The sequence below is a fragment of the Streptomyces sp. NPDC029169 genome (assembly GCF_055563935.1).
In genome coordinates this window covers 625,092-646,629 of the sequence record NZ_JBVHXA010000001.1, presented here as the reverse complement: position 1 = coordinate 646,629, position 21,538 = coordinate 625,092, and the positions used below count along the sequence as shown (strand labels likewise).

General features: G+C 69.8%; 18 protein-coding genes. 14 read left to right on the top strand and 4 right to left on the bottom strand.

Translation table 11 applies throughout. The annotated features are described in order from the left end of the window. Position 1 precedes the first annotated feature (1 nt). The 12 genes from ACZ4VI_RS02760 (at position 2) to ACZ4VI_RS02705 (ending at position 11,761) form a co-directional block, all read left to right on the top strand. Complete coding sequence (locus ACZ4VI_RS02760; RefSeq protein ID WP_467995961.1) at positions 2 to 1,066, top strand: carbon-nitrogen hydrolase family protein; 1,065 nt, start codon at positions 2 to 4, stop codon at positions 1,064 to 1,066. Next, the gene (locus ACZ4VI_RS02755) at positions 1,063 to 2,178 is read left to right on the top strand and encodes a cupin domain-containing protein (protein WP_467995959.1); all 1,116 of its coding nucleotides are present in this window, start codon (positions 1,063 to 1,065) and stop codon (positions 2,176 to 2,178) included. The genes ACZ4VI_RS02760 and ACZ4VI_RS02755 overlap by 4 nt, the downstream gene beginning before the upstream one ends. A 137-nt stretch (positions 2,179 to 2,315) precedes the next feature. Further along, complete coding sequence (locus tag ACZ4VI_RS02750; protein WP_467995957.1) at positions 2,316 to 3,221, top strand: fumarylacetoacetate hydrolase family protein; 906 nt, start codon at positions 2,316 to 2,318, stop codon at positions 3,219 to 3,221. A gap of 20 nt (positions 3,222 to 3,241) precedes the next feature. Further along, a complete protein-coding gene (locus ACZ4VI_RS02745) occupies positions 3,242 to 4,039 on the top strand; it encodes a maleate cis-trans isomerase family protein (RefSeq protein ID WP_467995955.1) in 798 nt (265 codons plus the stop codon). A gap of 85 nt (positions 4,040 to 4,124) precedes the next feature. Beyond that, entirely contained in the window at positions 4,125 to 4,964 is an 840-nt protein-coding gene (locus ACZ4VI_RS02740) for a PaaX family transcriptional regulator (protein WP_467995954.1), read from the top strand. A gap of 160 nt (positions 4,965 to 5,124) precedes the next feature. Beyond that, positions 5,125 to 5,496 carry a hypothetical protein gene (locus tag ACZ4VI_RS02735; RefSeq protein ID WP_467995953.1) on the top strand — a complete coding sequence of 124 codons (372 nt, stop codon included), beginning with the start codon at positions 5,125 to 5,127 and terminating at the stop codon, positions 5,494 to 5,496. Between the two features lie 11 nt (positions 5,497 to 5,507). Continuing rightward, positions 5,508 to 7,091: a peptidoglycan-binding protein gene (locus ACZ4VI_RS02730; RefSeq protein WP_467995951.1), complete on the top strand. Its 1,584-nt coding sequence runs from the start codon at positions 5,508 to 5,510 to the stop codon at positions 7,089 to 7,091. Further along, on the top strand, positions 7,063 to 7,569 hold the full coding sequence (locus ACZ4VI_RS02725) for a protease inhibitor I42 family protein (RefSeq protein WP_467995949.1): 507 nt from the start codon (positions 7,063 to 7,065) through the stop codon (positions 7,567 to 7,569). The genes ACZ4VI_RS02730 and ACZ4VI_RS02725 overlap by 29 nt, the downstream gene beginning before the upstream one ends. Before the next feature lie 46 nt (positions 7,570 to 7,615). After that, complete coding sequence (locus ACZ4VI_RS02720; protein ID WP_467995948.1) at positions 7,616 to 8,029, top strand: hypothetical protein; 414 nt, start codon at positions 7,616 to 7,618, stop codon at positions 8,027 to 8,029. Positions 8,030 to 8,217: 188 nt separating this feature from the next. Beyond that, positions 8,218 to 9,123, top strand: a complete 906-nt coding sequence (locus ACZ4VI_RS02715; RefSeq protein ID WP_467995946.1) for a bestrophin-like domain — start codon at positions 8,218 to 8,220, stop codon at positions 9,121 to 9,123. Between the two features lie 45 nt (positions 9,124 to 9,168). After that, complete coding sequence (locus ACZ4VI_RS02710) at positions 9,169 to 10,569, top strand: ABC transporter substrate-binding protein (RefSeq protein ID WP_467995944.1); 1,401 nt, start codon at positions 9,169 to 9,171, stop codon at positions 10,567 to 10,569. 427 nt (positions 10,570 to 10,996) lie between these two features. Further along, positions 10,997 to 11,761, top strand: coding sequence for a hypothetical protein (locus ACZ4VI_RS02705; RefSeq protein WP_467995942.1), 765 nt, complete (start codon positions 10,997 to 10,999; stop codon positions 11,759 to 11,761). Between the two features lie 56 nt (positions 11,762 to 11,817). On the opposite strand, the gene ACZ4VI_RS02700 is transcribed toward ACZ4VI_RS02705, so the two are convergent. After that, positions 11,818 to 13,335, bottom strand: a complete 1,518-nt coding sequence (locus ACZ4VI_RS02700; RefSeq protein WP_467995941.1) for a PucR family transcriptional regulator — start codon at positions 13,333 to 13,335, stop codon at positions 11,818 to 11,820. 215 nt (positions 13,336 to 13,550) lie between these two features. Between ACZ4VI_RS02700 and ACZ4VI_RS02695 the strand changes: the two genes are divergently transcribed. Together ACZ4VI_RS02695 and ACZ4VI_RS02690 are read left to right on the top strand one after the other, a co-directional pair. Beyond that, positions 13,551 to 15,047, top strand: coding sequence for a purine-cytosine permease family protein (locus ACZ4VI_RS02695; protein WP_467995940.1), 1,497 nt, complete (start codon positions 13,551 to 13,553; stop codon positions 15,045 to 15,047). Between the two features lie 56 nt (positions 15,048 to 15,103). Continuing rightward, a complete protein-coding gene (locus ACZ4VI_RS02690; RefSeq protein ID WP_467995938.1) occupies positions 15,104 to 15,244 on the top strand; it encodes a hypothetical protein in 141 nt (46 codons plus the stop codon). Positions 15,245 to 15,258: 14 nt separating this feature from the next. On the opposite strand, the gene ACZ4VI_RS02685 is transcribed toward ACZ4VI_RS02690, so the two are convergent. The 3 genes from ACZ4VI_RS02685 to ACZ4VI_RS02675 form a co-directional block, all read right to left on the bottom strand. Beyond that, positions 15,259 to 16,761: an aldehyde dehydrogenase gene (locus ACZ4VI_RS02685; RefSeq protein WP_467995937.1), complete on the bottom strand. Its 1,503-nt coding sequence runs from the start codon at positions 16,759 to 16,761 to the stop codon at positions 15,259 to 15,261. A 55-nt stretch (positions 16,762 to 16,816) separates the two neighbouring features. Further along, on the bottom strand, positions 16,817 to 18,409 hold the full coding sequence (locus ACZ4VI_RS02680) for a GMC family oxidoreductase (protein ID WP_467995936.1): 1,593 nt from the start codon (positions 18,407 to 18,409) through the stop codon (positions 16,817 to 16,819). 158 nt (positions 18,410 to 18,567) lie between these two features. After that, on the bottom strand, positions 18,568 to 21,501 hold the full coding sequence (locus tag ACZ4VI_RS02675) for a helix-turn-helix transcriptional regulator (RefSeq protein WP_467995935.1): 2,934 nt from the start codon (positions 21,499 to 21,501) through the stop codon (positions 18,568 to 18,570). Between the last annotated feature and the right edge of the window lie 37 nt (positions 21,502 to 21,538).

Genomic DNA, 21,538 nt, shown 5'->3' with positions numbered 1-21,538 from the left:
GATGAAGGAACAGATGAAGGAAGAGAGGGAGAGGCTGCCCCGCTTCACGGCGGCGGCCGTGCAGTCCTCGCCGGTCTTCCTGGATCCGGCGGCCACGGTCGAGAAGGCCGTGTCGCTCATCGCGGAGGCCGCCTCCCACGGCGCCGAACTGATCGTCTTTCCCGAGGTGTTCGTCCCCGGTTACCCGTACTGGAACTGGACGATGAACCCCGTCCAGGGGTCGCCGTGGTTCGAGCGCCTGTGGCGGGCCTCCGTCGACGTCCCCGGCCCGCACGTGGACACGCTGCGCGCGGCGGCCCGCCGGCACGGCGTCGTGGTGGTCATCGGCATCAACGAACGAAGCCCCCACAGCCTCGGCGTCCTCTACAACACCCTGCTCACCATCGGGCCGGACGGCGAACTCCTCGGAGTGCACCGCAAGCTCGTCCCCACATGGGCGGAGAAACTGACCTGGACCGGCGGCGACGGCAGCTCCCTCAAGGTCCATGCCACACCCGTCGGGCCGCTCGGAGTGCTCGCCTGCGGCGAGAACACCAACACCCTCGCCCGCTTCACCCTGCTCGCCCAGGGCGAGTTGGTGCACGCGGCCAGCTACATCGCACTGCCCGTCGCGCCGGAGGACTACGACATGGCGGACGCCATCGCCGTCCGCACGGCAGCCCACAGTTTCGAGGGCAAGGTCTTCTCCGTTGTGGCCTGTTCCACGATCTCGGAGGAGATCGTGGACACCGTCGCGGGGGACGACGAAGACGTACGGCGGATGCTCGCCCGTCCACGCAGCGCCCTGTCCGGGATCTTCGGGCCCGACGGCCGCCCCGTCACCGAGCCGCTCGTCGACGACGAAGGCATCGTCTACGCCGAGATCGACCTGGCCAAGTGCATCCAGCCCAAGCAGATGCACGACATCGTCGGCCACTACAACCGCTTCGACGTCTTCCGCCTCCACGTCGACAACACTCCACGCACCCCGGTCGTCTTCACGGCCCGTCCCGCCCACCAAGCCACCGACCTGCCGCTCCCGGCCGACGACACCGGCACCGCCGGGGCTACGAAGGAGGACTCATGACCACCGCCGAGTACGACGACGACAGGCTGGGCCGGGCCCGCGTGTCCGACACCCCCGAACTCACCGCCTACTACGGCGAACTCGCCGAACTGGAGGCCGGCGCACTCTGGACCGTGGCCAACGACATCGAGCCGTGGTACCCGCAGCCGAAGTCCGTACCGGTCCTGTGGCGCTACAACGCCCTGCGTCCCCTGGTGCGCAAGGCGCTCGACCTGGTCAAGGCCGACGACGCCGGACGCCGCGTGGTCATGCTCGTCAACCCCGGCCGCAAGGACGTGAGCGCCGCCGTCGGCCTCCTCTACACCGGACTGCAGATCATGGGACCGGGGGAGGCCATGACCGCGCACCGCCATCAGGCGGCCGCCTTGCGCTTCGTCCACGAGGGCACCGGCGCCTGGACGATCGTCGACGGCCAGAAGCTGAAGGTCGGCCCCGGCGACTTCGCCATCACCCCCAACGGCACCTGGCACGAGCACGGCAACGAGGCCGACGACGTCCCCGTCATCTGGCAGGACGGCCTCGACATCCCCCTGGTCAACGCCATGGACGCGGGCTTCTACGAGGTCCACCCCGAGCTGTACCAGCAGCCCGGGAAGGTGATCAACTCCTCGGTCCTCACCTACGGCGCCAACCTGCTGCCCTATGGCGTCGAGAAGTGGGCCAGGCCCTACTCGCCCCTGCTCGCCTACCCGTGGGAGCCGACCTACGAGTCCCTGCGCAATCTCGCCCAGGCCACGGAAGGCTCCCCGTACGACGGCGTCATCGCCGAGTACACCAACCCCGTCACCGGCGGCTCCGTGATGCCCACCATGGGCGCCCACATGCAGCTGCTGCGGCCCGGCCAGGCCACCCGGGCCCACCGCCACACCGGATCGGTCGTCTACACCGCGGCCAAGGGCCGGGGCTACTCGGTCATCGCCGGGAAGCGCTACGACTGGCAGCAGGGCGACATCTTCTGCGTCCCGTCCTGGGCCTGGCACGAACACGCGAACCTCGACCAGAACGAGGACGCCTGCCTCTTCTCGTTCAACGACTTCCCTGTCATGCGCTCCCTCGGCTTCCACCGTGAAGAGGCGTACACCGACAACGGCGGGCACCAGCCCACCGCATGAGCCGCCGCCGCGCCGGAACCGCCGGCCCTGACACCGGTACCGGCGCGGCGGCGCCGAACCGGAGGCGATCCGAACCTTCCCCGCATCGCCCCGAACCCCCGCTGTCCTCTTCCTCCACCACTTCCCAAGGAGCCGTCATGCGCCTCGTGACCTACACGCTCGACGACGCCCCCGCCCGCCTCGGCGCCCTGGTCGACGACCAAGTGGTCGACCTCGCCCCCCTGGGCGCCCACCACGGCAGGGCACTCCCTCAAGACCTGCTGACGTTCGTCCGCGCGGACGCCGACGTCCACGAGACCGCGCGGAGGCTGCTCGCCGGCGACCCGTCCGACTGGCCCACCACGGCCGTCCACGACCTCGGGGAGGTCGTGCTCCAGGCCCCGCTGCGCCCGGGAAAGATCATCGGGGTCGGCCTCAACTACGTCGAACACGTCGAGGAGTCCAGCCGCAGCCTGGACACCGACAAGGACCTGCCCCCGCGCCCCGTCCTCTTCAGCAAGCCCGCCACCGCGGTCACCGGCCCCGGGCAGCCGATCCTGCACAACGGCGACCTCACCCAGCAGCTCGACTGGGAGTGCGAACTCGCCGTCGTCATCGGCCGCACCGCCTTCCGCGTCAGCGAGGAGGACGCCTACGACCACATCTTCGGCTACAGCATCGTCAACGACATCAGCGCACGCGACCAGCGCCGCTCCGGCCAGTGGTTCTTCTCCAAGGGCCAGGACTCCTACGCGCCCTTCGGCCCCGCCGTCGTCACCGCCGACGAGATCGCCGACCCCATGGCACTGGATCTCGAACTGCGCGTCAACGGCGTCACCAAGCAGAAGTCCAACACCCGCCACATGCTCTTCCCCGTGGCCCGCCTGATCGCGGACATCTCCTCCGGCGTGACGCTGGAGCCGGGCGACGTCATCGCGACCGGCTCGCCCTCCGGGGTGGGCGCCGGCATGGTGCCCCCGGAGTTCCTCTTCCCGGGCGACACCGTGGAAGCGACCGTCGAGCACATCGGCACCCTCGCCAACCCCGTCGTCGACGCCCGCTGACAAGCAGCAACGGAGCAACCATGACCACCCACCGCACCTACCGCATCGGCCAGATCGTGCCGAGCTCCAACGTCACGATGGAAACCGAGATCCCGGCCATCCTGCGCGCCCGCGAGAGCGTGGCGCCGGAACGCTTCACCTTCCACTCCAGCCGCATGCGCATGACTCACGTCACGCCCGAGCAGCTCAAGTCGATGGACGCCGACTCCGACCGCTGCGCCGTCGAACTGTCCGACGCCCGTGTGGACGTCCTCGGGTACGCGTGTCTCGTCGCCATCATGAGCATGGGACTCGGCTACCACCGCACCTCCGAGGAACGCCTGCACGCCCGCACGGCCGAGAACGGCGCCCCTGCCCCGGTCGTCACCAGCGCCGGCGCTCTCGTGCACGGTCTGCACACCCTCGGCGCCAAGAAGATCGCGCTCGTCGCCCCGTACATGCGCCCGCTGACCCGGACGGTGGTCGACTACCTGACCCACGAGGGTATCGAGGTACTCGACTATGCGGCGCTCGAGATTCCCGACAACCTCGACGTCGCCGCGCACGACCCCGCCCGGCTGCCCGGTATCGCCCGCGCCCTCCAGCACGCGGACGCGGACGCCGTCGTCCTGTCCGCCTGCGTCCAGATGCCCTCTCTCGGAGCCGTCGAGGAGGCGGAACAACTCCTCGGCAAGCCTGTCGTCTCCGCGGCGGTGTGCACCGCGCACCAGATGCTGCGGACCTTGGACCTGCCGGCCGTCGCGCCCGGAGCGGGACACCTCCTCTCCGGTGCGTACGCCGAGACGCCGCTGCCCCTGCGCGAGGCGACCTCAGAATGACCGGTCGCCCGCGCTCGCGCCCACCGGCCCGGCCGTACCGGACGACGCTCGGTAGGATCGCCCCCGCACACCACGGAAGGCGATCATGTCCGACAGTCCCCTCAGGCCCAGCTCGTTGATCAACACGGTCTACGGAGCCTTTCTCCGGCCGCTCGGGGGGTGGATCTCCATCGCCGACCTGATCGTCCTGATGACCGAACTGGACGTGGACGGACCGGCGGTGCGCTCGGCGATCTCCCGCTTGAAGAAGCGGGGCATCCTGGAACCCGAGCGGCGCGGCGCCAACGGCTACCGCCTCAGCCCGGCCGTCCATCCTGTGTTCGACGAGGGCGACCGCCGGATCTTCGGCAGCCTGGAGCCGGCGGACCTGGCCGACGGCTGGGTGACGGCGGTGTTCTCCGTGCCGGAGTCCGAACGGGCCCACCGGTACCAGCTCCGCACCCGCCTGACCTGGCTCGGCTTCGGGAACATCACCTCCGGGGTATGGCTGGCCCCCGGGCGCCTCCTCGACGACGCCCGGGCCACCCTCGACCGGCTCGGCCTGAGCGAGTACGTGCATCTGTTCGCGTCGCAGTATGTGGCGTTCAGTGAACTGCGCGCCTCGGTCAGCACCTGGTGGGACTTCCCGGCGATCCAGGCGCAGTACGCCGCGTTCAGCGACACCTACGGCCCGGTGGCGGCCCGGCTGACATCGCCGTCCGACATCGACCCCCAGGAGGCGTTCCGCCACTACGTCCCCATGCTCACGCAGTGGCGGCGCCTTCCCTATCTCGACCCGGGCCTGCCGGAGGAACTCCTGCCCGAGGACTGGAACGCGGTCGCAGCACGCCGGCTCTTTCAGCAGCTGCACGCCGTACTGGCCGAGCCCAGCCTGCGATATGTGCAGACGGTGACCGGCCTTCAGGCGGCTGGGACTCCGGACTGAACCTCCATCAACGTGCACATCGTCCCCGGCCCCGGCGCCCAGGCGTGTCGTGGGTGTGATGTGGAGGAGGTGTGTGGGGCGGACGGCGTGTGATCGTTCGTATGTACGGTGCGTGTTAGCCTTCCCGCGATCAAGATCGAATGCGTACGGGGGAGGTACGGTGGGCTCGGACGGCTACCAGGTCAAGGCAGGTATGACCGGCCAGGCCCAGCAACTCGACGACGCCGGAACGGACATGGACGGCGTCAGCTCGGCCGTCAAGGCTCGCACGAGTTACTCGTACCGCGATGTCGGCGGCGATGACGCCGCGTCGGCGCTGAACGCGTTCGTCAAGGCCTGGGAGGCGGAGGCCAAGACGCTGGCGTCGGCGTTGCACGAGCTCGGTGGCAAGGTGCAGTTGGCCAAGAAGACCTACCGCGGCACCGACGGCTTGGTGCAGACGCAAGTGGACAGTGTCCCCGCCGGCGGCACGAGCAGCCTCACCGACACATCGACGCAGGGCGAGCGCACCTCGGCCCTGTCGAGCTACTGAGGGATGGGCCGGTGTCGTTCTTCTCCTCTCCCTTCGACTCCCCTTCCTTCCGTCTCGATTTGCTCGCCGGGCTGTCCAAGAAGATGCTCGGCGCCGGGAGCAAGAACGAGCTCCTCGACCTGATCGACAACGCCCTCTCGGTGCCCGAACCGGGCGGCGACCAGGGCGTGCTGGAGAGCCTGGCAAGGCTCTACCGCGGCCAGGTCGACCCCGTCGGCGGCGTCTTCGACCAGGTCGACCGGGTGGGCCGCAAGGGTCTCCCGGAGGTGTGGGTCGGCGACACGAGCGTCCGCGCATCCGACGCGGTGAACGCCGCCGGCCGGGCCGTGGACCAGATGAGGGCTGCGTTCCAGGGTGGCGCGGGGGTGCTGCTGACGCTGTCCGACGCGATCGGCGCCGCGCAGCGCAAGGACGAGCAGGGCCGCGGACAGCTGCTGGAACAGAAGAAGATGCTCGGCGGCAAGGACGGTTTCTTCGACGACCTGCACGAGGACGACGAGGAGGAGTGGGACCGCAAGAACGCCGCCCACTTCGGCTCCTACGCGGTCGACCTGATGCACGCCGCCGTCTCCGACGCGCAGGAGGCCACCTGCGTCGCGGCCCGAGACCTGAACAAGTGGGCCGCCGAGGCGCGGGCCGGGAAGATGGAGACCAGCGAACTCACCGCCGTCGACAAGCTGATGCTCGCCGACACCGGCGTCGCGGGCGCCGACGCCGAACTGAACGAGATCCTCAAGGCCGCCGAGCTGGCGCGCGCGTCGACGCGTATGGACCTGCTGAGCCTCGACGACGAGACGGCGATGGAGCGGATGCTGGCGAAGTCGGACACCCCGCAGGAGCGGGCCTACCTGATGAAGGCCCTGGCCGCCGGCCACAGCGTCGCCGAGATCGAGAAGTTCCAGGACAAGATCCACGGCAAGGACCCCGACTGGCTGCGCCGGCACCTCACTCCGGTGGTCACCGGCGCGGACAGCATGAACGACGAGGGCCTGGCGCCGGACGGCTCGAACAACAACAAGGACTACGCGACGTTCAACGGCCAGCTGTGGGTCCAGGGCGGCAACGGCGCCGAGGGCACCTGTGTGGCCTCGTCCACCGTCACGTCCCGCGCCATGGTCGATCCCCTGTACGCGCTCGAACTCACCGGCGGCCCCGACGGGCAGCAGGACGACCCCAACGCCTTCAAGCAGCGCCTGGTGGCCGAACAGCACCGGCTGCACACCGAAGGCGAAGGCGGCAAGAACTGGACCGGCATGGGGCCCGAGGGGCAGGAGCGGATCAACGACACGGCCGTCGGTACTGCCACCGGCACTGACTACCAGCGCCAGGACCTGAACAGCGCCGCCGACCGCAGGGCGGTCCTCACCGAAGTCGAGAAGTCGGTGGCGCAGGGGCGGCCGGTGCCGGTCGACGTCTCGGGCGAGAAGGGCGCCCACGCGATGACCATCATCGCCCAGGAGGGTGACATGCTTCAGGTGTACAACCCCTGGGGCTCGACCACCTGGGTCAGCGAGGACGACTTCATCAACGGCCACATGGGCAAGGCTTCCAAGAGTGAACTCCCCAATGCGTACAGCGTCTATCTTCCGCGGTAGCAGGGGCGGTGCCGCGATCGCGGCGGCCGTGCTCCTCGCTCTCACCACGGGCTGCGGCTCGGGCACCGACGAACCGGTCGGCACCACGAGCCGCCCGGTGAAGGACACCAGCATCACTGCCGAGCCGGGCGAGCGCTTCACGCTCACCGTCGACCAGAACGCCTCCACCCGCGAGTACTGGTACCTGGTCGACCCCAAGCCCGACAGCTCGGTGCTGGTCCTCCGCGGCCAGGACTACGCGTCGGACTCCGGCGACGAGCCGGTGCCCGGAGCCGGCGGCCGGCTCACCTTCACCTTCGAGGCGAAGGGCGAGGGGACCACCCGGTTCACGCTGCTGCACTGCACGTTCACCACCTGCCAGGGCAACACCTCCACCCTGCCCCCCGAGACGAACGGACCCTCCGCCACCCCGACCACGGGGGCGGCCACCCCCTCCCAGGCCCCCGAGCGCATCACCTACACCGTCACCGTCAACTGAGCCGCAACGGACCAGTTGGATGAGACGAGATATCGGAGGCCCCACCATGAACGACGACGTCCCCTACCCGCCGGACCGCACGGACGACGAGCTGGCACAGCTCGACATCACCGTCCTGCTGCGTTACGGCCTCGCCGCCGAGCCCGGCAGCCGGCGTACCGCCCTCTTCGGCGACGGCGCCGCGGCCGCAGCCGTCATCCTCGACCGTCTCGGCACCGAGCCGCGCTCGGTCGCCTTCCTCGCCGACACCGTGCGCGCCGGCGGTCTCGCCCGCGCCGCGGAGCTGCCCGAGCCCCTGCCCCGCCGGGAGGCGGCCGTCCTCGTACGGGAGTGGCTGCGGGCCGGCACCGAACTCGTGGGCGGGATCGCCGTCGACGACACCGCGGCCACCTGGCTGCGCGCCGTCGCGACCCTCATCGAACTGAAGCGGATGACCCGGGCGCGGGGCAGGAGTACGTGATCTGACCTCGTTCTCGTTCCTGCCGGACCGCCGGGCAGAGCGGCGGAGCATATTGTGGCGATTTGAGGCCAGATTCCGCCGAGCGTCGTGGTAGCTTCACTCGCGATTGGTGACTCGTGATTCTGTTGGTGAAACTGACACTTCTCTGAACGTTGAGTCAGGCAGGACACTAGGGGCGAGTTCAACGGATGTCTGCCTGGTTCTCGCACTTGTCGACCTGGGCCCAGGCCGTGGTCTTGGCCGGGGGTTTCCTTGTATTCGGCTTGAGCGGCCTGCTCACGCGCTCCTGGGTTCGTCAGCGGTTCGGTATGGACCCCGAACACAACGAGCGCGTCACCTTCCTGATCGAGGTCGTAGGGATCTTCTATGCCTTGTTGGTCGGGCTGGTTGCCGTCGGCGCATACGACCACTACGTGGATGTCAAAAAGCTGGTCAACCAGGAAGCGTCCCAACTCACCAGCGTCTACCGCGCCGGTCAGGCATTTCCCAACAGCCGTCGATGCCGACTCCAGTCGCAGGTGCGCAACTACGCGGAGAACGTCATCGACGAGGTCTGGCCGAAGCAGAAGCACGGCGAGATCGAGGAGGACAGGGGCCGGCTGGACGCCGTGTTCGAGTCGCTCATGTTTTACGAGCCTCGAAACACACAGGAGTCGAACGCCCAGTCTGCGACCCTCGACGCTTTCAACGAATACAACAACCTCCGTCGCGAGCGGCAGGGAGAGGTGGACATCGGGTTGCTGCCCGTGCTCTACATCGTCCTCTTCCTCGGCGCGGCCGTGACCATCGGGGCAAGCTGGTTGCTCGTCGGCGTCAGGCTGATCGACCACGTTGCTCTCACCGGCCTCCTGTCGCTCTTCATCGGCCTCTTCCTGGCTCTGATCGTCGCCCTGGACCACCCTCTCCAGGACAGCAATTCGCTCGATCCGAAACCCTGGCAGGTCGCCCTCGAGATGGGAATGGGGGTTCCCTCCCAGGGCGAGAAGCAGGTCATCACCTACTTCGGGAAGTCGACCGCGGAGCGGGTCCCGGGCTGCCTCCTCGACGTGTCCGACTACGTTTCGTTCGCGAGTTCGGAGCGGCTCCCGGAGTAGGGAGAGACCGATCCGCGGTAAACCCGCTGTTGACCGGGAGTGCTGATGCCAGGCAAGTTCCGTGGACGGCTCACACGTATCGCTTTGGTGGGAGCCTCGATCGCCTCGCTCGCACTCGGCGCTGCCGCCTGCGCCGGAGGCGCCGGGGACGAGAAGGGCACGACGATCACCGTGGTGGCGGTCGATTTCATGCGAGACGTCGAGAAGCTCATCGACGACTTCGAGCAGGATCACCCGGATACGAACGTGAAGCTCGTGTTCCTCCCCGAGAGCGAGCTGAGGCACAGGGTGCCGGAGGACATCGCCACCGAGTCCGGCCACTATGACGTCGTCACCATCGGCCCGTACGAGGCACCCATCTGGGCGTCGAGGGGGTGGCTGACCCCACTTGACGCCTTCGCAGGCCAGGGTGACTACGACCAGCAGGATTTCATCCCGACGGTGCGCAAGGCGCTGTCATACAACGACGTCCTGTACGCGGTGCCGTACTACGGCGAATCGTCCTTCCTGATGTATCGCAGGGACCTGTTTGCGAAGGCCGAGCTGACCATGCCGGAGCGCCCGAGCTGGCAGGAGGTCGCCCAGCTGGCGGCGAAGCTCCACGACCCCGGGAACGGCATCGCCGGGATCTGCCTGCGCGGCGGTCCTGGCTGGGGGAACCTGCTCGCCCCTCTGGACACGGTGATCCTGACCTTCGGGGGTCGCTGGTACGACGAGAAATGGAACCCCCAGCTCACCTCCCCCGAAACGAAGCAGGCGGTGCAGTTCTACGTGGACCTGGTCCGCCGGTACGGCGAGCCCCGGGCTGCCGAGGCCGGGCCCGCCGAGTGCCTGACAGCGATGGGGCAGGGCAAGGCGGCCATGTGGTACGACAGCACGGCCTTCGCCAGCAGCCTCGAGGACCCGAAGAACAGCAAGGTCGCCGGCAAACTCGGCTACGCCCCCGCTCCGGTGGTGCATACGGAGAGCTCGGGATGGCTGTGGGCCTGGTCGCTGGCGATCCCGGTCACGGCGAAGGATCCGGAGGCCGCATGGCAGTTCGTCTCCTGGGCCACGTCCAAAGGGCTACCTGAAGCTCTACGGCGAGAGGCTCGGCTGGGTTCGCGTACCACCCGGCAGCCGGCAGTCCACGTACAGGCTTCCGGAGTACAAGAAGGCCGCCAAGGCATTCATCGGACCGACGCTGGACGCGCTCGAGGCTGTGAACCTCGTCCAACCCGGGGTGCACAAGCAGCCGTGGGCTGGAGTGTTCTACGTCGGCATCCCGGAGTTCGCGGGCCTCGGCGACCGGGTGTCCCAGGAGATCTCCGCGGCGATCGCCGGCCGGCAAACAGTCGACGAGGCACTGGCCAAGGCACAACTCTTCGCGGAGGACGTGGTCGAGGGTGGCGGCTACAGGGACTAGATGTATGGACCCGCAGCGCTGTCGCCTTGCAACGAGCATGAGGAGATCAGTCGGATGGCAGATCAGGTATCCACATACGCTCTGCCTCCGGTCGCCGTCTTCTGCGACCCGACACGGCCGCACCCCATGCCCTGTCTGGAGGCCGATGCGCAAACCCGGGCCGCGCGGCTGGCCACCGCGCTCGCAGCCGTCCCCGCGTTCGGAACGGCTGCGGAGCGCGCCTTGGGACTGCAGGTAGCTACTCGTGTGGCTGCCGGGCTGGTCCGGTCCCTGTCGGCGCAGGATTCCCCGACCGAGGCGGACGCACGGCCGGTCAGGTCTCCGGTACAGGCGTACTTCCGGGTGCGCACGTCTGATCTCACCGCCGGCCAGGCTGCCCGGCAGGCGGCGCTGGTGATTCACCGGGGGCTGGCGGACCTGTGTGAAGCGCCGCTCTCGGGAAGCGACATCGCTCGGGAGACCGCGGCGATGAGGCAGCTCGTCCAGGACCTTGCCGGCATCCAGGAGAGCCCACGCCGCTCCGCCGAGCCGGATGCCGAGGCGGCGGACGAGGCGGCGGACGCGGTCTCAGGGTGGGGGCATGGGCGGCCGGAGGAGATGTGGCTCTCCCGCTGGATCACCGGCCACCACGTGCACGTCCTGTTCAACGTCTACGCGACGATCGCACTGCGCCAGGCCATCGAGCGGCTGCGCGAGGGGATGGTGCGCGAGGCAACCGCTCTTCTCGCCCGAACCACCGTCTATGTCCAGGGATTCGCCGCGGCCCGGGCGCACGCCGCCGCCCTGCCCTCCGACTTCTACAACACCACCGTCCGCCCCACTATGGTCCCCACGGTGGTACCGGTGCCCCTCAGCGGAAGCATGCACGTGGAGTACCGCCAGTACCGCACCACCATCGACGAACTCCTCGACGTGCTGCCCGACCCCATGGCAGACCTCGCCCTGCGTGAGCCAGGACTCGCCTTCGCCCGCGAAGCCCTCCTCGAGGCGGACCTCATCGAGGCAGAGCGGCACGTGACCCTCGTCGAACCGGTAGTGGGCAGCGAACGCTCCCTGGTCCAGCCCCCGGCGACCATGGACAATGCCGTCTCGGTACTACGCCTCATGCGCCATGTCCGGGCTGCGAAGGCCGCATCCCTCGTCCGGTTCGGAGACCACCTCGTGGCAGCAGGCGCCCGACTCCAGCACAAGAACGGAGACAGCCCGCCCGAGACTGGCCACTGCCCGAACTGATCGCCGGGGTCCAGGCGGCCACGTGCAGTCAGCTCCCTCATCCGCCTGGCCTCGGATCACGGCATACGGCCGGACGAACGGGCCGCGCGCAAGGCGAGCCATACCTCGGCGGTGTCTGCCGTCGAGGAGAGGTTCCTGCCGGTCATCGCGGTGAAGCGGCGCAGCCGGTAGAGCAGGGTGTTGGGGTGGATGTGCAGGGCCCGGGCCGCTTCCCCCGTGGACCGGTTCCGCTCCAGCCAGGTGAGGGCGGAGAGGACCAGTTCGCTGCCGTGCTCGGCGTCGTACCGCAGTGCCGCACCCAGCACGTGCTCCACCAGCCCGTGCAGGACGGAAGGATCCTCGTGCAGCCACCGTTCCGTCGTGTCGGCCTCGCACGAGACCAGCGATCTGCCCGATGCCCGTGCGCGGGTCCGCGCCAGACAGGCTTCGCGTCGGGGCACCCCGAGCGAGCCGCCGGGGGCGAAGGGGCGCGAGACGCCGGCCCTCGTACGCGGCAGGGCCGTCAGGGCGTCGAGCGCCGTCGAGGAGCCGGGGAGGAGCAGGTACAACCCCTCGTGGCGGCGCAGCATCAGGTACGGCACAGCTGCTTCGTCGAGGGCCTGTGCCACGGCGGTGTCGTCCAGGGGAGCATCCTCCTCGCCGTCGAGAACGGCCAGGGCGACGCGCTCCTCCTGGGCGAAGCCCAGCCGGGTCAGGTGCCTGCGTGCGGTGTCCGGGTCCAGGACATCCTGCATGAGTTCCGCGAGTGTCTCCGCTCCCTGGCGGCGCAGCGTTTCGCGCTCGTGGCGGACCGTGGAGAGCTGGAGTGCCGCGACGGTCGCGATGTGCTGGACGACGCCGAGCCCCGCCGGCCGTATGCGAGTTCCCCGCCCGTCGTCCCGGCGCTCCAGGGCGAGGAGGTACCCGGCGGCACCGCCCGGCGCCGGTACCGGCAGGACGTAGCCACCGAGAACGGTGGGGGCCGGGTCGGGTGAGGTCGGCAGGAGCGCCGCGTGCCGGGCGTCAGGTACCGGGACGCCGGCCAGCAAGGGGCCTCCGTGCCGCGTGCAGAGGTAGAGGGAGTAGCCGGACAGCTGCTCCAGTCGGCGGAAGAGTTCCGCGGAGCTGAGATCTTCCGCGGCGAGCCAGCGCAGGGCGCCGAACACCTGTACCTGGGCGCTCAGCCGCTGCCGGGCGTCGGCCTGTGCGGCGGCCGCGACCTCCTGCGCGACCGCGATGAACGGGATCTGGAGCGGCAACTCCAGTACCGGCATGGCCCGTTCCTCCGCAGCGTCCAGGAAGGCCCGGCGCAACGGCGGCACGTGCAGGTGCGCGGAGAGCACGAGCGCGGCCACGCCCGCGGAATCGAGCCGCTCGACGTACGCACACTGCCGGACGGCGCTGCGCGGTATCGCGATCCCCGTCGTCATGATCAGCTCCTCGCCGAGGAGCCACGGAGTCGGGTCCTCCAGCTCACTCGCGTGTGCCCAGGCCACCGGCCGGTCGAGCCCCGCCTCGCCGGCGAGGACACGCAGCTGGAGGGCGGGGGAATCCACCAGGGCACGGACCCGGAGGGCGGCTGCCATCGCGCTCATCGAGCACATGCTGCATTGCGGCGGCCCTTGACGGAAGAGCCGCGCCTTCGAACGTTGCACAAGTGTTGGATACCTGCAACGTGGTGGCGGCGCACAAAGAAGGGCACCGGTCTTTGAGTGCCGCACAATTGCCGCTCGCCGGACGGCGACCGCACACTCTGGCTTCCGGTTCCGGGTGACGAGCGCCTTGGAGCGATCGAACAACGGGAGGGTCCATGACGGTGAAGCCTCCGCAGCGCCCCCTCGCCGAGCACAGCGGCGCGGATGCCATTGAAAGCCTGTCCATCCAGCACGTTCCCTTCGCCGAACGGCACGGCAAGTTGTGGAAGCAGGGCCCCTTCTGGTTCCAGGGGAACTTCCAGCCCTTCACGTTGTCGCTCGGCTTCATCGGCCCGAGCCTGGGCCTGTCCGTCGGATGGACCGTACTGGCCAGTGCGCTGGGGCTGTTGGTGGGCACCTTCTTCATGGCCTTCCACGCCAGCCAGGGCCCGCAGCTGGGGCTGCCGCAGATGATCCAGTCGCGCGGCCAGTTCGGGTACCGGGGAGTGATCGTGCCGCTCGCGGCGACGCTGTTCACCTTCGTCGGCTTCAACGTCGTCGACACGATCATCATCGGCAACGGCCTTCAGTCGGTCTTCGGCTGGAACGCGACCGTCCTCGGTATCGGCGTCACCGTCATCGCCGTCGTTCTCGCCGTGTACGGGCACGACTGGCTGCACCGGGCGTTCCAGGTGCTGTTCTGGTGCTCGGCGCCCTGCTGGCTGCTGCTCTCGGCGGGCATCCTCACCGGCCGCGTGGTCGGCCCGGCGGGCGCGGCGGGGGATGGCGGCGGTTTCACGCTGGTCGCCTTCATGGTGCAGTTCACCGCCGCGGCCGGCTACAACATCTCGTACGCCCCGTACGTCTCGGACTACTCGCGCTATCTGCCGCGCGACACCCCGACGCCCCGCATCATCGCCTCGGTGTTCGGCGGCGCTGCCGGTTCGCCGATGTGGCTCATCCCCATCGGCGCGTGGATGGCCGCCACCCTCGGCGTGGCCGATCCGCTGGCCGGCATCCGTGCGGCGGGCGACCAGGTGGTGGGCGGCCTGGGTGCGGTTCTGACGCTGCTGTCGGTGCTTGCGCTGGTCGCCACCATGGGACTCAACGCCTACAGCGGCATGCTGACCGTGCTCACCGGCGTCGACTCGATCCGCCCGCTCCGGCCCGGTCGGCGGGCCCGCGTCCTCACCATCAGCGGCCTTGGCGTCGTCTGGTGCGCCGTGGGTCTCAGCGTCTCTGGCGACTTCTCGACGGCACTGGGCAACGCCCTGCTGCTCATGCTCTACCTGCTGATCCCGTGGACGGCGGTGAACCTCGTCGACTACTTCTTCGTCCGGCGCGGCCACTACGCCATCACCCACCTCTTCCGGCCCGACGGCATCTACGGCACCTGGGCCTGGCGCGGCCTGCTCGCCTACGGCGTCGGCCTGGTCCTGATGGTGCCGTTCATGGTCGTGGGCCCCTTCACCGGTCTCGTGGCCGAAGCGCTCGGCGGGGTGGACGTGGCGTTCGTCGTGGGGCTCGTCGTCTCCGGCGTCCTGTACTACGCCCTCACCCGGCGGCTGGACCTGACGGCCGAGGAGCCGGCCGTGGCCGCCAGTGAACACGAACTGGCCGAGCGGGAGCCGAAGGCCGAGAGGGACCCGGGCGCGGTCGAGGTACACGGATGAACACCGTGACCCGAGATGGGCCCGATGGACCCAGCCATCCACAAGGAGGGACGCTCATGAGACGCACCACACGACCCGCACGCCCGGCCGGGACCTGGATCGTCGCAGCGGTGATGGCGCTCGGCGCGCTCCTGGCCACCGCCCCCGGCAGCAAGTGGTCAGCATCGATCCCGGGTCGCGTCCCGCGGTTTGCCTGACCCCGGACACGGCGTCAGGCCCCGGCCTGCGCCGGAGACTTGACGGCCGTGCCCTCGGGGAGATTGATCGTCTTGTACTCGAGGAAGGAACCGAGCCCCTCGGGCCCGAACTCGCGGCCGATCCCGGAGTCCTTGTAGCCGCCGAAGGGTGCGCCGAACTCGATCCGGTACCCGTTGATCGTCAGGCTTCCCGTGCGGACTCGGCGGGCAATCCGCAGCGCGCGGTCCTGGTCAGGGGTCCACACGCTTCCCGACAGGCCGTACTTGGAGTCGTTGGCGATACGGACGGCGTCGTTGTCGTCGTCGAACGGGATCACGGCGAGTACGGGGCCGAAGATCTCGTCCTGGGCGATGCGCATGTGGCTCTCGACGTCGGCGAAGACGGTCGGCTCGACGTACCAGCCCTTCGGGAATTCCTTGGGGCGGCCCCCGCCCACGGTGACCACCGCGCCTTCGTGTCGTCCACTGGCGATAAAGTCCTCGACCCGCCGCCGCTGGCGTTCCGCCACCAGCGGGCCGACCTCGGTTGCAGGATCGTGCGGATCGCCGACTGTCAGCGCGGAAGCCGCCCGGGAAATCGCGTCGACGGCCTGTCGGTAACGGCCGCGCTGCGCGAGGATCCGGGTCTGCGCCAGGCAGTGCTGGCCGGACATCATGATCGCGTACGGCATGAGGGCGGGGACGACGCTGTCGAGGTCGGCGTCCTCCAGGATGATGGCGGGCGACTTCCCGCCGCACTCAAGAGTGACCCGTTTGAACTGCTCGCCGCACAGTGCGGCGACGCGTCGCCCCACCGCCGAGCTGCCGGTGAAACTGATCTTGTCGACCAGCGGGTGGCGCACCAGCGCCTCGCTGTTCGCGCGGTCGGCGGGCACGATGTTCAGGACGCCGGCAGGCAGGCCGGCCTCCAAGGCGGCGTCGGCGAGCACGTACGCGTCCAGCGGCGTCTCCGGCGCCGGCTTGAGCACCACGGTGCAGCCGGCGAGCAGAGCGGGGGCGAGGTTCACCATGGTGAGGACGAGCGGGGCGTTCCAGGGCACGATCTGTCCGACGACGCCGACTGGCTCCCGGAGAATTCGTGCGGGCCCGGACAGCCCCACGCGGTCCTCCTCGAACGGGAACGTCGTGGCGAGTTGTCGGAAGTAGTCGAGGAGCATCACGGGAACCGGTGCCTGGAGGCGGTTCGAGAAGGTGATCGGCGAGCCCATCTCTTCGGTGATGAGCCGGGCGATCTCCGGAACGCGAGCACGCAGATGTTCACCGAAGGGCTGCAACGCGTCGGCTCGTTCCGCCGGGGACATGCGGGGCCATGGTCCCTGGTCGAAGGCGGTACGGGCGGCGCGCACGGCCCGGTCGATGTCGGCCGGTGTGGACGACGGCGCGGTTCCGATCCGCTGCTCGGTGACCGGAGAGACAACGTCGATCAGGTCTGCGGATTCCGGTTCCACCATGTGGCCATCGATGAAGAGACGGTTCCGGACGAGGTCCGGTGCTTCTGTCGCCATGTGCGTGGCCATGGCCGGCCTCCTGGTTGTGGGTGTTCCGGCCGCCGGGTCGCGGTCGGTCAGCGGGTTATGTCAGTTCGGCGGAGCCGGGGTCGCGCTCCGGCATCTTCAGCGGCTTCACCAGCTTCAAGTCACCAGCTTCTGAGCGGCCGTCGGCAATGAGTGCGGCGGCCCGTTCGCCGATCATCACCGTGGTCGCGTTCGTGTTCGCCGAGACGATCGAGGGCATCACCGACGCGTCGGCGACGCGCAGGCCGTCGATGCCGAGCACGCGCAGCCGAGGGTCGACGACGTGACCGATCGCGCAGGTCCCGACGAGGTGGAAGTAGGGGCCCGTGCACTGCGCCAGATAGTCGCGCGCGGCGGCCGCGTCGACGACCTCGGGCCCGGGCAGCACTTGTCGGCCACGCCACTCGGCCAGGGCGGATGCCGCGCCGATCTCGCGCGCCCGCTGGAATCCGGTCAGCAGACGACGTACATCCTCCGGCTCTGCGAGGTAGCCGGGGTCGATCCGTGGCGCCTGCGCCGGATCCGGGCCGGCCAGCCTCAGCGTGCCGCGCGAGAGCGGCGTCATGACAGAGAAGGCGATCGTGTAGCCGTTGGCAGGGCCTTGCAGGGCCGGTGGGTGGAAGGGCACGTCGATGAAGACGAACTGGAGGTCGGGCTCCTCCACGTCAGGCCTCGTGCGTTGGAGCGCGCTCACCTCGGCGTGCTGGTTGGCGCCGGGCTCGACCGGCCGGCGCGCCTCGTAGGTGATGCCGGCGAGCGGATGGTCGTGCAGGTTCGCGCCGACTCCCGGCAGGTCTTCGGCGATCTCGATGCCGAGCTCATGCAGGTGCCGCGCGGGACCGAGCCCGGACAGCATCAGCAGCTTCGGTGAGCCGACCGCGCCGGCGCAGAGCACGACCTCCTCCGCCGCCGAGGCACGACGGGTCCGCCCGTCGACGGCGTACTCGACGCCGACGCACCGATCGCCGTGGAGCAGTACGCGCAGGGCGAGCGCGCCGGTCTCGACGCTGAGGCCCGGCCGCCGACGAGCCGGCTCCAGGTAGGCGGCGGCCGCGCTCTGGCGCGCGCCGTCGACGATGTTGAGCTCATGCCAGTTGACGCCCTCGGGCTGTTTGCCGTTGCCGTCCTCGGTCGAGGGGATCCCCGCTTCGAGTGCGGCTTCGAAGAGTGCCTCGGAGAGCGGATGCCGGTTGCGGGCCGGTGCGACGCGCAGAGGTCCGCCCATGCCGCGGTAGGCCGGGTCCCGGCCTTCTGCATGTTCCGAGCGCTTGAAGTACTGCAGCACGTTGTCGTAGTCCCAGCCGGTCGCGCCCTCCCGCGCCCAGCGGTCGAAGTTGGTCCGGTGGCCGCGGATGTGGGCCATGGCGTTGATCGCGCTGGAGCCGCCGAGCACCTTGCCGAGGGGAATGGGATGGGCACGGTGGGCTGTACCGGTCTGAGGCACGGTCGTGCAGCACCAGTCGACCGCGGTCCCGGCCAGCCCCGGCCACGCCTGCGGGACCGTGAGCAGGTCGTGTGTGGCGGGGCCTCCAGCCTCCAGCAGCAGTACGCGTGCGCTGCCGTGTTCCGACAGCCGTGCCGCGAGCACGCAGCCCGCCGTGCCTGCACCGACGATCACGTAGTCGTGATGGCTCTCCTGTCGCGCGGCCATGTCCGTTCGCCTCCCACGGTCGCCGACCCGGTCCTGCGCCGGCGACTTTTGGGTCGGTCCGTACTCTGACGTCCGACACGATCGTCGCCGGTCCGCGGCCGCCCTCGCGTCGATGGACCGACCCCGACCTTTTCCGCGCGGGACCCTGAGAATTGCGCCTACAGGGGCGGCGCCGCGGAGTCGCGCGATCCGTTGAGGTGCTGGGCGAGCTGCCCGCCGAGCTCCCCGCGCGAGGCGATGCCGAGTTTCTGGAAGACGTGACGCAGGTGGGTCTCCACGGTGGCCAGGCTGATGACGAGCTTTTCCGCGATCTGCCGGTTGGTGAGGCCCTGGGCGGCGAGGTCGGCGACACGTCGTTCGGCGCCGGTGAGCGCATCCACCCCGGTGAGCGCCGGCCGACGGGGCCGCGCACCGACGGCCCGTAGCTCCTCACCCGCCCGCCGCGCCAGCGCGGTCGCCCCGCAGGACCAGGCGGTGTCCATCCCGCGCTCCAGTACGGTCCGCGCCTCGGAGCGCAGCCCCGTCCTGCGCAGCGCGGCGCCCAGTTCGACGAGCGAGCGCGCGCGCTCAAGGCGCGTCGGCGAGTCCTCGAGCACCGCCACCGATTCCCGCAACAGGCCGACCCGCTCGTCCGGGCCGCCTGTCATCGCTGCCGCGCGCAGCGCGACACCGAGCGTTCCCGGGGCGCCGAAGACCCGAGCGAGGTCCAGCTCCTCACGCGCCATCCGGTGTGCCGCCTCGGCATCCGCGGCTGCCAGCGCCAGAGCCGCCTGCGACCGCCACGGAACGATCCCCGGCGTCACCACCACGCCCTCCATCCGGGCACCCAGGGCGAGCAGACCCTCGACAGCCTCCGACGCCCGGCCCCGGACAGCCCGCAGCCGGGCTCGCGTGCTGATCAGGAACGAGAAGAGCAGCAGAGGACTGTCGGCGTCAGCAAGCCCGGCCTCGGTCAGCAGCCGCTCGGCGTCCCCGGTCCTCCCGCGCTCGATCAGGGTGTCCAGGAGCACGGCGACCGCCATCGGAGCATGTAGCGAGTGCCTCGGCGCGCCGGCGGACCGCCCCGCCCTCGGCTGGAGCCGCGCCGCCTCGAGCGCGGCCCGGGCGTCTGCCTCGGCCTCGGCGAGTGCGCCCAAGCGGTAGAAGAGCATCGAACGGAACGTGGCCGCGTTCAGGAACTGCGCGACTGATCCATGGCGTCGGGCATCCTCGATCTCGTCGTCCAGCAGCTTCCGCGCGAGCGAGAAGTCCTCGGCGAAGATCAGCGCCACGAACAGTTGAGCGCTCATCAGCCCCCGCGTGAACCCGGGAGCTTGGTGCCAGCCGCGTGCCGCCTCCTCAGCCAGCCGGAGAACCCGTGCGGCCGGCTCGTTCGCGAAGAGGGCCAGGACCGCCGCCAGGCTGGAGATGTGGGGAGGGACGGACTCTCCCGCGAAGGCCCGGGCCACGACGTGCTCAGCACGGCGGCGCTGTTCCGCCGGTGCCGAGAGATCCACCACCGACGCCCCTGCTACGGCCGCCTGCAGGAGCAGCGCACCCTCAGGGTCGGCATCGATGACCTCGGCGACGACACCGTCCAGGGCGGGCGCGACCTCCGCGGCACGGTCCGACCACACCAGCGCATAGCGCAGCCGGAAGCCGATCTCGATCTTCGCCTTGATGTCGGCGGTGCACTCCAGTGCCCGTCGCAGGTCCGCCGCGGCGGCGGCGAACTGGCCCGCGCTCTGCTCCGCTGCACCGAGCTCGCGCAGCAGCTCGGGCTTGAACGCATCGGAGGCCTCCTCCGCGAGTGCCCGTCTGAGGTAGCGCACCGCGATGTCCGGCGCGCCCTTCCGGGTCGCCGCGCGTGCGGCATGAAGCAGGATCTCGACAACCTGCCCGTCGCCGGCCGGGGCTGCCGCCAGTAGGTGCGAGGCCACGCACTCGACCGCAGCTCCGGCGCGCCACAGCAGGCGTGCGGCGTCCCGGTGCCCTCGCGCCCGCTGAAGCGGGGGAAGCTCGGCATAGATCGCCGCACGCACCAGCGGATGCACAAATGTCAGGCTGCCGTCGACAGCACGCAGAATGTTGATCGCGACAAGGCCGTCGGCGGCCGTGTCGCAACTCGCCGCATCGAGCCCGGCCAGCCGGGCTGCCTGTGCCGCATCGACGCCGTCACCCAGCACCGCGACCGCGCCGGCCAACGCGGTGGCCGTCGGCGGCAGGCCCGCAATCCGCAGGTTGACCCACCGCGACACCGCCGCCAGGCCCGGCTCGCCGATGTGCTCGACCGCCTCGGGGGTCGGCTGCGCGCCACTGGCACGCAGAGCCCCGATCAACTGGGTGACCAGGAACGGGTTTCCGCTCGTCATCTCCCGACAGGCTCGGACGAACCGAGAGTCGAGGGAGGTTGCCGTGAATGCCTCCTGTACGAGGGTTCGTACCGCATCGAGCGTGAAGGGTTCTGGCCGGACGACATCGCTCCCTGGGCAGGTGACCAGTTCCGTGAGCAGCAGGCCGTGGGCGCCGGGATCCTCGGGACGCACCGCTACAAGGAGCAGCACCGGCAGGCTCTCCAAGCGGCGGGCCAGATACGCCAGGAAGCGCAGCGACGGCTGATCGGCCCAATGTGCGTCGTCGACCACCATCAGCAGTGGCGTACGCTCCGCCATCTTCGCGGTCAGCCAGTAGAGGCCGTGCAGAGTGGCGAAGCCGCGATCGCCACCTCGGCCCGGTTCACCGGGACCACCTGCGCTCTCACCGCCGAGCAGCCACGTGGCGGGAGCCGCAGCTTCCGCCAGCAGCCTCCTGCGCTCGTCGGCATCCCCTGTGACCAGCGTCGGCTCGAACAGCTGCCTGACCACCCCGAACGCGAACTCGGTCTCCAGCTGCCCGCCGCGAGCGCTGACCACGGCCATGCCGTTCTCCGTCGCACGCTCCATCGCTGCCCGGAGCAGCCGCGTCTTCCCGATCCCCGCCGAGCCCTCCACCACCACGACCGCGCCCGCGCCGCCCTTCGCCCCTGCGATCGCCGCGCCGATACGCCGCACCTCGTCCTCACGCTCGAGCAGCCGCTCCCCGACACCAGCCCGGTCCGGCGCGTCAGGCCCCACCGGGCGAGGGTCGACGTGGGCGTCGTGCTCGCGTTCA

Coding starts and splice junctions, on each gene's coding strand:
- ACZ4VI_RS02680 (WP_467995936.1), bottom strand. CDS start 18,409: ATGGCCGCGCGACAGGAGAGCCATCACGACTACGTGATCGTCGGTGCA.
- ACZ4VI_RS02750 (WP_467995957.1), top strand. CDS start 2,316: ATGCGCCTCGTGACCTACACGCTCGACGACGCCCCCGCCCGCCTCGGC.
- ACZ4VI_RS02745 (WP_467995955.1), top strand. CDS start 3,242: ATGACCACCCACCGCACCTACCGCATCGGCCAGATCGTGCCGAGCTCC.
- ACZ4VI_RS02755 (WP_467995959.1), top strand. CDS start 1,063: ATGACCACCGCCGAGTACGACGACGACAGGCTGGGCCGGGCCCGCGTG.
- ACZ4VI_RS02700 (WP_467995941.1), bottom strand. CDS start 13,335: ATGAGCGCGATGGCAGCCGCCCTCCGGGTCCGTGCCCTGGTGGATTCC.
- ACZ4VI_RS02715 (WP_467995946.1), top strand. CDS start 8,218: ATGTCTGCCTGGTTCTCGCACTTGTCGACCTGGGCCCAGGCCGTGGTC.
- ACZ4VI_RS02720 (WP_467995948.1), top strand. CDS start 7,616: ATGAACGACGACGTCCCCTACCCGCCGGACCGCACGGACGACGAGCTG.
- ACZ4VI_RS02690 (WP_467995938.1), top strand. CDS start 15,104: ATGAGACGCACCACACGACCCGCACGCCCGGCCGGGACCTGGATCGTC.
- ACZ4VI_RS02740 (WP_467995954.1), top strand. CDS start 4,125: ATGTCCGACAGTCCCCTCAGGCCCAGCTCGTTGATCAACACGGTCTAC.
- ACZ4VI_RS02695 (WP_467995940.1), top strand. CDS start 13,551: ATGACGGTGAAGCCTCCGCAGCGCCCCCTCGCCGAGCACAGCGGCGCG.
- ACZ4VI_RS02685 (WP_467995937.1), bottom strand. CDS start 16,761: ATGGCCACGCACATGGCGACAGAAGCACCGGACCTCGTCCGGAACCGT.
- ACZ4VI_RS02760 (WP_467995961.1), top strand. CDS start 2: ATGAAGGAACAGATGAAGGAAGAGAGGGAGAGGCTGCCCCGCTTCACG.
- ACZ4VI_RS02710 (WP_467995944.1), top strand. CDS start 9,169: ATGCCAGGCAAGTTCCGTGGACGGCTCACACGTATCGCTTTGGTGGGA.
- ACZ4VI_RS02725 (WP_467995949.1), top strand. CDS start 7,063: ATGCGTACAGCGTCTATCTTCCGCGGTAGCAGGGGCGGTGCCGCGATC.
- ACZ4VI_RS02705 (WP_467995942.1), top strand. CDS start 10,997: ATGAGGCAGCTCGTCCAGGACCTTGCCGGCATCCAGGAGAGCCCACGC.